General features: G+C 66.4%; 8 protein-coding genes. 6 read left to right on the top strand and 2 right to left on the bottom strand.

Going from position 1 to position 13009, the window contains the following annotated elements; translation table 11 throughout:
- The first annotated feature begins 28 nt into the window (after positions 1-28).
- The 3 genes from RT697_RS02770 (at position 29) to RT697_RS02760 (ending at position 4041) form a co-directional block, all read left to right on the top strand.
- Positions 29-538 (top strand): sigma-70 family RNA polymerase sigma factor, encoded by a 510-nt coding sequence (locus tag RT697_RS02770; protein WP_313696883.1) that lies wholly within the window; start codon positions 29-31, stop codon positions 536-538.
- Entirely contained in the window at positions 535-1485 is a 951-nt protein-coding gene (locus tag RT697_RS02765; protein ID WP_313696882.1) for a FecR domain-containing protein, read from the top strand. The genes RT697_RS02770 and RT697_RS02765 overlap by 4 nt, the downstream gene beginning before the upstream one ends.
- 201 nt (positions 1486-1686) lie before the next feature.
- Positions 1687-4041 (top strand): TonB-dependent siderophore receptor, encoded by a 2355-nt coding sequence (locus RT697_RS02760; protein WP_313696881.1) that lies wholly within the window; start codon positions 1687-1689, stop codon positions 4039-4041.
- A gap of 48 nt (positions 4042-4089) precedes the next feature.
- Here RT697_RS02760 and RT697_RS02755 read toward each other — a convergent pair whose 3' ends face one another.
- A complete protein-coding gene (locus RT697_RS02755) occupies positions 4090-4875 on the bottom strand; it encodes a hypothetical protein (RefSeq protein ID WP_313696880.1) in 786 nt (261 codons plus the stop codon).
- 188 nt (positions 4876-5063) lie between these two features.
- Between RT697_RS02755 and RT697_RS27085 the strand changes: the two genes are divergently transcribed.
- Positions 5064-7151, top strand: coding sequence for a tetratricopeptide repeat protein (locus RT697_RS27085; RefSeq protein ID WP_409517394.1), 2088 nt, complete (start codon positions 5064-5066; stop codon positions 7149-7151).
- Between the two features lie 359 nt (positions 7152-7510).
- Complete coding sequence (locus RT697_RS02740; RefSeq protein WP_313696879.1) at positions 7511-10792, top strand: autotransporter domain-containing protein; 3282 nt, start codon at positions 7511-7513, stop codon at positions 10790-10792.
- A 74-nt stretch (positions 10793-10866) separates the two neighbouring features.
- On the opposite strand, the gene RT697_RS02735 is transcribed toward RT697_RS02740, so the two are convergent.
- Positions 10867-11517, bottom strand: a complete 651-nt coding sequence (locus RT697_RS02735) for a hypothetical protein (RefSeq protein ID WP_313696878.1) — start codon at positions 11515-11517, stop codon at positions 10867-10869.
- A 251-nt stretch (positions 11518-11768) separates the two neighbouring features.
- Between RT697_RS02735 and zigA the strand changes: the two genes are divergently transcribed.
- Positions 11769-12983: a zinc metallochaperone GTPase ZigA gene (gene zigA / locus RT697_RS02730; protein ID WP_313696877.1), complete on the top strand. Its 1215-nt coding sequence runs from the start codon at positions 11769-11771 to the stop codon at positions 12981-12983.
- Positions 12984-13009: the final 26 nt, after the last annotated feature.

The following is a 13009-nucleotide window of genomic DNA, read 5'->3' as shown; positions in this document are numbered from 1 at the left end:
ATTCGCATTCGGTAGACTGCTGGGCATCTTGCAATCTCCCGATTCCCTTTCCCTCCCCGCAGTCGAGCAGCTTTATCGCCATCACCATGGCTGGCTGCAAGGCTGGCTCCATCGCAAGCTGGGCGACAGCGGCGACGCGGCCGATCTGGCGCAGGACACGTTCGTGCGGCTGATGGCCGCGCGCCGGCCGCCCGTGCTGCGCGAGGAGCCGCGCGCGCTGATCACGCATATCGCCAAGGGCCTGCTGGTCGACCATTGGCGCCGCCGCGCGGTGCAGCAGGCCTATCTGGATGCCATCGCGCACCTGCCCGAACCGCAGGTGCCGTCTCCGGAAACGGGCCTCATGATCGTGCAGACGCTGGTAGCCATCGACGCCATGCTGCAGCGCCTGCCCGCCGTCACGCGCGAGATGTTCTTGATGGCGCAGCTGGACGGGCTGACGCTGCAGGAAATCTCCCAGCAGACCGGCAAGCCCGTGATCACGGTGCGGCGCCATCTGCGCAAGGCCTTGATGGCGTGCATGACGGCCGCCGCATGAGCGCGCCGGGCGATCTATTGCTGGAGGAAGCGGCCGATTGGGTCATCCGGCTGCGCTACGAGACCGCCGATGCGGCCACGCGGCGCGCGTTCGAACGGTGGCTGGCGCAGGGCGAGGCCCACGCGCAGGCCTGGGCCCGCGCCGAGCAGGTGCTGGGCGCATTCGAAGGACTACCTGCCCCCATCGGCCATCGCGTGCTGCGCGCCACCCGCAAACGCCAGGGCCGCCGTGCCGTGCTGCGCGCGGCGCTGGGACTGGGCGTGCTGGCGCCGGCCGGCTGGATGGCATGGCACGAGGCGCCCGCCTGGCGCGCCGACCTGCGCACCGCCGCGGGCGAACAACTGACACGTCAGCTCGACGACGGCACGCGGCTGGTGTTGAACAGCGGCAGCGCGATCGACCTGCGCTACGGCGCGGGCGAACGCCGTCTGGTGCTGGTGGCCGGCGAGGTGCTGGTGACCACCGGCCAGGAATCCCAGCCCACCTACCGGCCCTTCGTGGTGCAGACCCCGCAGGGCGAGGTGCAGGCGCTGGGCACGCGCTTCTCGGTGCGTCTTATCGACGACCGCACCGAGGTCATGGTGTTCGAACATGCCGTGCTGGCGCGCCCCGCCAATGGCACGCCATTGCGCATCGACGCCGGGCAACGAGGCAGCTTCACACTTGCCCAGACCGGCGCGCTCGCGCCCGTGGACGACAGCGCAGCGCTCTGGGAGCAAGGCATGCTGGTTGTGCGCGATCAGCGCCTGGCCGATGTGGTAGCCGAGCTGGCGCGCCATCGCCCGGGTTTCCTGCGTTGCGCACCCGAGGTCGCCGACCTGCGGGTCTCCGGCGCGCTGTCGCTGCGCGATACCGATGCGGCGCTGCAGGCCTTGGCCGAACGCCTGCCCATCGCCGTGCAACGGGTCACCCGCTACTGGGTATCGGTCGGACCGGCCGGCGCTTGAGCCACCGCCGAGAAAAATATTTTGTGTCGAGGTGATCACTTTTTCGTTGTCGCGCGGAGTAGGAAGTAAGGCCGCATCAAGGGGATGCGGGCGCTTCTTGCTTGACGATGAAAGGATGAACGAGTGATGGCACGTGTACGCGCAGCGCGGGGCAGAGGATCCCGCAAGGCAATGATCTGGACGGCGCTCTGGTGCACGGCCATGGCAAGCGCCACCGCGGGCGCACAGTCCGCGGCCCAGACCGGCGCGGCGCCGGCCTCGCAGGTGCGCACCGTCGCAATCGGCGCGGGCTCGCTCGACGCCGTGCTGGCGCGCTACGCGGCCGCCGCCGGCGTACAGATCGTTTACGACCCCGCGTGGCTCGCCGGCCGCCAAAGCCCGGGCATCTCGGGCGAGATGAACGTCCAGCAAGGCTTCGACCGCCTGCTCGCGGGCACAGGCTACCGTGCCGTGCCCAGCGCTGCCGGCACCTACGCGCTGCAGGCCATGCCGCAAGGCGGCGTCACGCAACTGGCGCCCGTCACCGTCACCGGCGCGGCGGAGCGCGCCACCAGCGAAGGCACGGGCTCGTACACCAGCAATGCGGTAACCATCGGCAAGGGCACGCAGACGCTCAAGGAGATTCCGCAGTCGGTGTCCGTCGTCACGCGCCAGCAGCTCGACGACCAGAACCTGAACAGCCTGTCGGACGCGATGCGCAACGTCACCGGCATGACCGTGGAAACGCTATCCAGCGGCGGCAATATCTCCGGGTTCATCTCTCGCGGCTATTCGCTCGATTCGATTCAGGTGGACGGCATGCGCGCCCCGGCCGGAGCGGGCAACCTGTCGGCGGGCTTCGACCTTGCCATCTACGATCGCATCGAAGTGCTGCGCGGTCCGTCCGGGCTTTACCAAGGAACCGGCGAGCCCGGCGGCAGCGTGAATCTGGTGCGCAAGCGCCCCATGCAGGAATTCGCCTTTGGCGCGCAGGCCAGCGTCGGCTCGTGGGATTACTACCGGGCCGTGGCCGATCTGAGCACGCCGTTCGATAGCGAAGGCAAGGTCCGCGGCCGCTTCATCGCCGCCTACGAAGACCGCGGCTCCTTCGTCGACCGCGTCAGTTCCGAGCGGCCCACGCTCTACGGCATCGTCGAGGCCGACCTGACACCCGCCACGACGCTGGCGGCGGGCATCACGCACCAACGCTCCCGCGTCACCCCAGCATTCGGCCTGCCCGCGTACGCCGACGGCTCGCTGCTCGACGTGCGCCGCGGCACCAATCTCAGCGCCGAATGGAACCGCATCGAAGAGGAAACCACCGAGGTCTTTGCCGACCTGGAACACCGGCTGGATGGCGGGGGCTCCATGAAGGCAAGCGTCTTTCATCGCGACACTGATACGCCGACGCGCGTGACCACCTGGCCCAACCGCGCCGTCGATCCGGTCACCGGCGACACCAACCTCATCGCCTGGTCGTACCGCAACCACTGGAAGACCACCGGCGCAGACGCGCACGTGAACCTGCCGTTCGAAGCCTTTGGCCGCGAGCACAGCGTGCTCGTGGGCGCCGACTACAGCTACACGCGCAAGCAATTCAACTACGGCGGCGGCACGATCTTCCCGACCAACGTGAATGACCCGGTCATCAACATGCCGCAGCCTGAAATGGAGCAGGTCAACGGCAACGACGGGCGCACCAGCGAATTCGGTCTGTACACGCGTGCGAACATCCAGGCGACCGATCACCTGAAGGTCATCGCGGGCGCGCGCCTGTCCTGGTGGAAGAACGACGCACGCAACGCCAACCAGTACTTCGGCGACTTCAGCCAGGCGACGACGCGCATCGACGCGCGCCCATCACCCTATGCCGGACTGGTGTACGAACTGACGCCGCAGGTGTCCGCCTACGCCAGCTACACGAGCATCTTCCAGCCGCAGACCGAAATCGACGCGCAAGGCAGCACGCTGTCGCCGCGCGTCGGACGCCAGATCGAAACGGGCCTGAAGGGCGCGTTCATGGACGGCGCGCTCAACGCACACGCCGCCCTGTTCCAGATCGTGGACCGCAACCGCGCAATGAGCGACCTGAACAACCCGATGTACTCGGTGGCCGCGGGCAAGGTGCGCAGCCAGGGCTTCGAGACCGAGATCAGCGGATCGCCGTTGCCGAACTGGGACATCGTGGCCGGCTACGCCTACACGCAGACCAAATACCTGGAAGCGAGCCAAGCCCAGGAAGGACTCTCGTATAGCACCATCACCCCGCGTCACGCCATCAACCTCTGGACCCGCTACCGCTTCACCCAGCCGGCGCTGGAAGGCTTCAGCGTGGGCACGGGCGTACGCTGGAACAGCGGCAACTATCTGCAAAGCGGCAACGTGCGTTGGGATCAGGGCAGCTATGCGCTCGTCTCGGCCCAGATCGGCTACCGGTACAACCGTCACATCGAAGGCACGCTCACCGTCGACAACCTGTTCGACCGCAAGTACTACGAGAAGCTTGGCGGCGCTTCGCGGCAGAACTACTACGGCCAGCCGCGCAGCGTGATGCTGACGGTGCGGTATCAGTATTGAGGTGGTGCGGCGGGTGGACGTGCTGAACATCCGCCCTGCCGCACCTCGCTACCCTTCGGCGACCGCCGTCTCCCGCGCCTGTGCTTCGGGCGCATCGTCGCTGGCGGGCAGCGCCAGGATGCGGTAGCAGACCGACATCGTCGTCACGGAGATGATAGTGGTCACCAGCATCATCAGCGCGCCGTAGAGATAGGAACCAAGACCCGGTTCAAGCGGCATCCGCAGCAGATAGCCCCTGACCGCTTCCATCAAGAGCAGTATCGGAACGGGCAGCAACGACACAGCCAGGAATCGCCACTTGTTGCCGCGGGTCAACGCAGTGATGCGCCGAACGTCCACCCTGCCCGTCAGCGCAGCTTGCGGCAGGGCCAGAAAGAAATGGCCCACAAAATACGCCGGCAACAGCACCAGGAACAGCTGCAGCGCGATACCCAGCGGGGACACGCCCTCCGGCCCAGACATCAACACGGCGATCACGACGCGCGCGATCGACAGGACGAAAAAAGAGGCTGAAAGGATCACCGCGACGATGAAGTACATCCGTTCAGGTTTGCCCGTGGCAATGCCCCCGCGCGCGTACTCGTTCAGCAGGATGCGGCGATGCCATGCGACTGCCAGCATCACCGGACACGCCGTGGTCACGAGCCACCCCGCCAGTTGCAGCAGCATGCTCTGCCGCGCAACCGCCATCTGGTCCAGGTAAACGCCCAGGCAAACGCCGACGATCAGGATGGCCACCAGTTGCGGCGCCATCGCAAGCGTGCGCCCGCCATGGTCCCCCAAGTAGTCGAAGGTTTCGCGGATGACCCGCCATACCGGTAGTTTCTGCTGCACGCGACGCTCCCATTTTTTGCTGTCCGGCGCGATGCCGGAACCGTCGCGCCGTGGGCGCGCAGCGGTCTGTGGATGTGTATATACCGCCTAAGTAACGGCCCTCTTGACCCACATCTAAAATGCAGTGCGTCGGGCATGCCCCGGCGAGGCACTAGAATCTCCGCTCCACGTTCCCCTTCTGCCCGGCCTTGGCGCCGGCCGCCGGTATCTCCATGGCCCACGAGCCCGCAACGCCAACGCCGAAGGCAGACAAGCTGCTTTCCCTTTCCCAGGCCCTGCAGCAGGCCCACGCCCACTGGAGCGCTGGCCAGGCAAACCAGGCCGAGATACTGTGCCGCCGCATCCTCGACGCATCGCCCGGACAGGCCGATGCGTCGCACCTCCTGGGTCTGATCGCGCACGCCTACGGCCAGCCGGCGCTCGCGCTGGATCTGCTGCGTCAGGCATGCCTGACAGACGCCGCGCCCGCGGTCTACTTTGGCAACCTGGCCGAGGTCTGCCGGCAGCAGGGCCAGCTCGCTGAAGGCGAGGCCGCCGCGCGGCAAGCCACGAAGCAGGACCCCGGTCTGGTCATGGCGTGGAACAACCTGGGGATCATCCTGCAGGAAGCGGGGCGCTCGGCCGATAGCGTCAATTGTCTTGAACGGGTGTCGGAACTTCAGCCGCACAGCCCGGAAGCGCTCAACAACCTCGGCAACGCGTACGTGGGCGTGAATCGCCTGGACGAGGCGCGCCGGCTGTACGTCCAGGCGCTCGCATTGCGAAGCGACTACGCCGAAGGACACAGCAACCTCGCCTTCGTGCTGGGTGAACTGGGTGACTACGAAGCGGCGGCAGACGCGGCGCATCGCGCCATCGCGTGCAACCCGCGCCTGATAAACGCCTACATCAATCTCGCGGGCATCGAAGCGGCGCGGTTGCGGCCTCGCGAAGCGCTGCAGTGGACCGAGGCGCTGCTCGCCTTCGCGCCCACCCACCCGCAGGCGCTTGAACTGCGCACGCGCCTGCGGACGGCATGCGGCGCGCAGGCTGCCACAAACGAAGCGCCAGCGGCGTCAACAGCCGCGGCGCCCGCCGGGGCGCTCCCGGCCGCAACAACCGCCCCAACCGCAGCGCAGGCGCAAGACGTGGACGACCTGACACACCGCGTCCGCGCGCTGCTGACTGCGCGCCAGCACGCCGCCGCCGAGCGGCTGCTGCGCGAGAATATGGACCCGCGCGGCGCGCCCGCCGCACTATGGCGGCTTCTCGGCCTGACAGTGAAATTTCTAGGGCGCGTCCAGGAAGCCGCCGACATTCAGACCATGCTCGCCACAGCCATGCCGGGCAACCTGTCCGCCCGATTCGACCTGGCCGAAACGCTCTTGCTGCAAGGGAATTTCGAGCGCGGCTGGCCGGAATACCGTTGGCGCTACAGCCTTTCCCATACCGCCGCCATGGACCGCAAGGTGCAGCGGCCGCGCTGGGACGGCAGCCGCATCGCGGGTCAGACGCTGCTCATTCATGACGAGCAGGGGTACGGCGACACGCTGCAATTCATGCGCCTGATCGACGCGGCCCGTGCCCGCAGCGGCGCGCGCGTCGTGCTGGAAGTCCATCCCGACCTGCTGCCCTTCGCCCGGCGCCTCGTCGGCCCGGACGCCTTCCGGCGCGGCCAGATCCCCCCGCCGTTCGACCAGCACTGCGAACTGATGTCCCTGCCCATGGCGATCGGCCTGCGCATGGCCGACCTGCCGTGCCAGACCGGCTACCTGTCGGCCGACGCGGATCGCGTGGAGAAATGGCGGCAGCGGCTGGCCGGCTTGCCGCGCCCCTGGGTGGCGCTGGCCTGGGCAGGCAGGCCCACGCATTCGAACGATGCCAACCGGTCTCTTGCCTTGGCGGACTTGGCGCCGCTGGCCTTGCCCGGGATCACGTATCTCGCCATCCAGAAAGGGCCGGCCGCGGCCCAGGCGGCCGAGGCGCCGCCCGGCATGAACCTCGTGCCGCTGGACGCGGAGATCGCCGATTTCGAGGACACGGCTGCCATCCTGTCCCTGGCCGACCTGCTCATCTCCGTGGACTCCTCGCCAGTGCATCTGGCGGGCGGGCTCAATCGTCCCGCCTGGGTGATGCTGCCCTTCCTGCCCGACTGGCGCTGGTTGCTGCACCGGTCCGACACGCCCTGGTATCCGTCGCTGCACCTGTTCCGCCAGCCCGCTCCGGGCGATTGGAAAACGGTCCTGCACGACGTCGGGCTGGCGCTGGCCAAGCGCTTTCCGGGGTCTGAGGCCTGACCAGCAGGGTTCAGTCGCTGGCCGTACCGGCGCGCCAACCGCGCCAAACCGAATTTAGGCCTGTATTTCGCCCTTATTGCGCGCTTTGAAGATGCGCCTTCGCCGGTAGTGTGCGGGGTGAGATCGTGCGCCCACAGAACGGCCGCCAGTCCGACCCCATACCCTGGCGCCCTACCGCGTGGATTCCCCTGCTTCTCCGGTTGCCGCCTGATATCCCATGACATCGCCCCAGCCGGGAGCTTGCCTTGAAGCTGAAACACCAAAAAAAGCGTATCAACTCCATTCCCATGGCATCCGCGCGGGCCGGCTCGACGGCGATCCCTGCCCGGTCGACGCAAATTTTGTCGGGTGTTTCCCTCGTGGCCGCCAGCCTGCTTCCCGGCATGGTCCATGCCGCGCCGTGCGTCGCGCTTAACTACTCGAGCAACTCGACCGTCGTAGGCGCCGTCAATTGCATCGATTGGACGTTAGGCAACATTACGATCACCGGCAATGGAAGCCTTTCCGGCGAAAACATCGGTTTGCACGCCGCCATCGCCGCCCCTGGCGCCTCACTGGCGAACTCCGGCACCATCGTGGGCGTACTGGCGGGCCTGCAGAACGACGGCGTTCTGGCTCAGGTGCAAACCAATGGCTTGATCTGGTCCACCGGAACCGGCGTCACCGTGGCCGGCATCCTGAATACAGGGTCCGGAAGCATCACCAGCGTGGTCAACAATACGGGCGGCTCCATCGCCGGCTCACGAGCCGGCATTTTCAATGAAGGCAGCATCTCCACGATCAGCAATGCCGGGATGATCAGCAGCAACAGTTCCTCCGGCGGGACGGTTGCAGCCATCTGGAACGATGGCGGAACGATCACCAACCTGACCAACACCGGCACCTTGCAAAGCGCCAACATCGGCGGTGTCCTCCAGGGATTCGGAGTGGCCACCGAAAACGGCGCCATTGAAACGCTGCAAAACAGCGGGACCATTACCGGCATGGTGGGCCTGCTGGTGCAAGACAACGGTCGGGTGGGCGCGCTGACCAATTCCGGAACCATCTCGGGCGACATCGCCGGCATCTCCATGGAGACCAGCGGGGCCGGCACCATCACCAACACGGGGCTGATCGTGGGCGCGCCCAGCAGTGCCATGGGGGGAACGATCGGCACCGGCATCGACCTTTCCCGCGGCACCAACGTGGGCCTGCTCGCCAATAGCGGCACCATCACCGGCGGCAGTGCGGCGATCCAGATCGACGGCAACAGCTCGATCAGTACGATCACCAACAGCGGTCTCATTGCGGGCGACCTGACCTCCAGCAGCACCATGTCCCTCGGCATCTCCGGCGGCAGGGGCAACGTCGTCGGCACCCTCACCGGCGCGAGCGGCGGTCTCGGCGTTGCCGACAAAGGCGTCATCACGGTGACAGGTGCGAACCTGTTTTTTTCGGGCGGCAACCTGTTGCTGAACGATGACATCGCTGCGGTGGGCCGATCCGTCATCAACTACGGCGCGAACCTTCAGATCAACAATCCCATCACCGTCACGGGCAATTACTCGCAGACCGGCGGTGGACTGGCCTTCAATGTCGTCGACACCAGCAGCTACGGCTACCTGGATGTGAACGGCTCGGCAGCCATCAGCGGCGCCGCGATCAGCCTGGGCGGCACCGGGTTGGCGTTCGGTCAATCCTATACCGTCGTGCGTCCGACTGGCTCCAGCACCTACGGCAACAACACGGCCTTCGTCTCCGTCAACAATGGCCTGCTCGCACGGCTGAGCAATGTGAACGGCGCGCTGACCGTGACGCTCCTCCCCGACCCCAGCACCCACTACTGGGACGGCGCCAACACCGTGCCGGACGGCACAATTGCCGGCGGCTCAGGCACCTGGACGGCGAACGGCACAAACTGGACCACGACCGACGGCACCACCAACTACGAGCTCGACCAGACCTATGTGCGCCCCGTGTTCGGCGGAACGGCAGGCACGGTGACGGTCGATGGCAGCCAAGGTGCAATCGCGGTAAACGGCATGCAGTTCTCCACAGACGGCTACCGCGTCACTGGCGACGACATCGGGTTGGCGGCGGCCTCCTCGGCCATTGAAGTCGATGGCAATGCCACCGCCATCATCGATTCCAAACTGACCGGGACCGGCGCGCTGGCCAAGACCGGCAGCGGCATGCTGATCCTGAACGGCGTGAACACCTACTCGGGCGGCACCTCGGTGTCGGCGGGCACGCTGGAAATCGGCGATGCAGCCCATCCCACCGCCAGCATCCTGGGCGACGTTGCCGTCGGCAGCGCCGGCACGCTGCGCGGACATGGCTCGATCGGCGGCAATGTGACCAACGACGGCGTCGTGCGTCCCGGCGGCTCCATCGGCACGCTGACGGTTCTGGGCAACTACACGCAGTCCCCCACCGGCACGCTGTTCATCGACGTCAGCCCCACCGCCGCTTCGCAACTGAAGGTAGGCGGCACCGCCACGCTCGCCGGCACGCTGAACGTGCTGTACGGCCCCGGCACCTACAGCGCCACGTCCTTCCGCATCGTCGACGCGGCAACCGTCACGGGGCGGTTCGCTTCCGTCACGAGCAACGCGCCGGCCGAACTGGCGCAGAGCGTGCAGAACCTGGCCGACGGCAGCACCCTCACGCTGACCAACGGCAGCAGTGCCGGCGCCGGGCCGGTCGTTATCGCCCCCACCAACGCCACGATCTTCGGCGCGGTCGCCTCGGCCGCCATTCGCGAAGGGCAGCGTGTGAACGACACACTGCTCGCAAGGCTGGGCCAGGAGTGCGCCGACGCCGCGACGGACGCCAATTGCGCGCGCCCGGGCCGCCAGGCGTGGGCCCAGATCGTCTCCAATACCGCGAACGTGCGGGGCAACGATGACGCCCCCAGCTACAAGGATCGCCATTACGGCTTTCTGGCCGGCCTGGATCAGCAGGTTGGCGCGTGGACGGTCGGCGTCGCGGGCGGCTACAGCCACGTCGATGTGACCGAAGACGAGGCGACCGGCAAGATCGACACCTTGCGCATCGCGGGCTACGGCAGCCGCCGCGTGGGCGCGGTCACCGTCGCCGCGACGGTCGGCGCCGCCTACGACTTCCTCCAGACGCGCCGGTCCTTCCCCGGCCCGGGCAAGGCCCGGAACGACTCGGACGGACAGGAGATCACGGCCGGCCTGCAAGCCAGCCTGCCGCTGGCTGCGGGTCCCGTCATGATCACGCCGCGTCTCGGCTTGCGCTATCAGTACCTGCACACCGAACGCTTCAGCGAATCCGGTTCGACCAGCCAGAACCTGGATGTCGGCGCTCAGGACTTCAACAGCTTGCAGCCCTACGCGCAACTCGTCGTGGGCGTCCCCTTCAGCATGAAGTCGGACAAGCCTGCCATCGTTGAGGCCCGCGTGGGTTACGCCTACGAAACCCTCGACACCAACCGCCAATACCGCGCAACGGCGGGCGATGGCACCGGCTTCACACTGCCCGGCGTGGCGCCGTCGCGCGGCATGTTCTCGGCGGGCCTGGGTTTGACGCTGCCCGTCAGCAAGGCGATGGATCTGACCGCCAGCTACGACCGCCTGTTCGACACCGGCAACGTGTCGGGGCAGACGTTCCAGCTGCAAGCGGCGTACCGGTTCTAAGCGCCGCACGATTCGAACTTTCAGCCGCGGTATGAAACAAGGCCCACGCCATTGCGTGGGCCTTTTCTTTGAACTCAGATAAACACCTGCTTCGCCGTCCGCCGGCTCCGTCGGCGATACCACCACGTCAGCCCCGCCCAGACCAGCGCCCACGCACCCAGGATCGCCGCATAGAAAGGCCAGAAAATAAAGGTGGAAACGTCCTCCCACCCTGCCGCCGTACGCTTCAACCCGATGGGCGCGCTGACTTCCAGTTCGATCTGTTCGCCCTGAAGCGCCGGCCCGGCCTCTTCCACAGTGAAGGTCAGATTGGATGTCCCCTTCGCCAGCATCGGAAAGCCCGGCGCGGTCTCAAGCTGCGCGTCGTCGGCAGGGCTCTCAGGCCAGAGCTTGCGATAGAAATGCGTGGCGCTGGCGCCGCTGCGCGGCGCCGCGCTCACCACGATGTCCAGCCCCTTGCCATCGCGCACACGGATTCGCACCGGCTCTCCGGGGTTGATGATGCGCGGCTTCGCGTCCGGCGCGCCAATGCGCGTTGCGGAATCACCCAGTTCAGGCCGCTCCCGGCCCATCGGACCGCCAAATCGCGCCTCCATCCACAACGGCGCTTCGCGGATGCGGTAGATCTCGGCGCGCGCCGTCTGGCCGGGCGTCAGCGTAATGGACGTCAGCGTCGCATTGGCCGACGGTATGTACCGCGCCATGCCCACCGCAAACCACGCCATGACGGCCAGCCAAAGCACCCAACCCACCGTCAACGACATCTTGAAGAACGTGCGCCACATATCGAGTTTTCCCGGATTTGCGAGCGTCAGAGCGTACCTGATTTACCGGGAACAGTCTGACGCGCAATCGGACGAAGCATGCACGCAAGCCAGACTTGGCTTCTAAAGCAGCCGGCCATTTATGATATGTTATAACATCTCATTTTGGCGGCGACATCGAAAACCCGCCCGACGACAACCGCCCCGACACCATGAAAGCAGACACGCTCCTCACCGCTCAACCCAAACTGCCCGTCACCGTGCTGTCAGGCTTTCTGGGCGCCGGCAAGACGACCTTGCTCAATCACATCCTGAACAACCGCGAAGGCCGGCGGGTGGCCGTGATCGTCAACGACATGTCCGACGTCAACATCGACGCATCCCTCGTGCGCGAAGGCGGCGCCGAGCTGTCGCGCACCGACGAAAAGCTCGTGGAGATGAGCAACGGCTGTATCTGTTGCACGTTGCGCGAAGACCTTCTCGTCGAAGTGGACCGGCTTGCCAAGGAAGGTCGCTTCGATCAGCTGGTGATCGAATCGACCGGCATCTCCGAACCCTTGCCCGTGGCCGAAACCTTCACCTTCGAAGGCGAGGATGGACGCAGCCTCGCCGAAGTCGCGCGGCTGGACACGATGGTCACCGTCGTCGACGCCTTCAACTTCCTGCGCGACTACCGTTCACAGGACAGCCTGCAGGCGCGTGGCGAATCGATGGGCGACGAAGACGAGCGCACCGTGGTCGACCTGTTGATCGACCAGATCGAATTTTGCGACGTCATTCTGCTGAACAAGGTGGACCTGATCTCAACCGAAGAGCGCGAGCGGCTGATGGCCATCATGCGCAAGTTCAATCCTCGCGCCCGCATCGAGATCACCGAATTCGGCAAGGTCCCGCTGGATCGCGTGCTGAACACGGGCCTGTTCGATTTCGACGAAGCCTCCAAAGCGCCGGGCTGGCTGCAGGAACTGCGCGGCCAGCATACGCCGGAGACCGAGGAATACGGGATCCGCAGTTTCGTCTACCGGGCGCGCCGCCCGTTCCATCCGGAACGCTTCTTTGCCTTCGTCGAAGGCGAGTGGCCGGGCGTCGTGCGTTCCAAGGGCTACTTCTGGCTGGCCAGCCATCCCGAGATGGCCGGCTCGTGGTCGCAGGCCGGCGCGGTCGCGCGCCACGGGGCGGCGGGCTACTGGTGGGCCGCCATGCCGCCGGAGCGCTGGCCCGAGGATCCCGAGTACGTCGCGATCATCCGCAAGAACTGGGACGAAGGCGTGGGCGACGCACGCCAGGAACTCGTGCTGATCGGCATGGACATGGACGAGGCGGCCCTGCGCGCGCGCTTTGACGCCTGTTTGCTGACCGACGAGGAAATGGCGCAAGGCCCGCGCGCCTGGAAGACCTTGCCCAACCCGTTTCCGGACTGGTCCTGACACCCCCAACGAATCCCCGCGCGCCA

This window comes from Achromobacter sp. (assembly GCF_032113835.1).
GTDB lineage: Bacteria > Pseudomonadota > Gammaproteobacteria > Burkholderiales > Burkholderiaceae_B > Achromobacter.
This window is presented reverse-complemented; position numbering and strand designations above follow the sequence as displayed.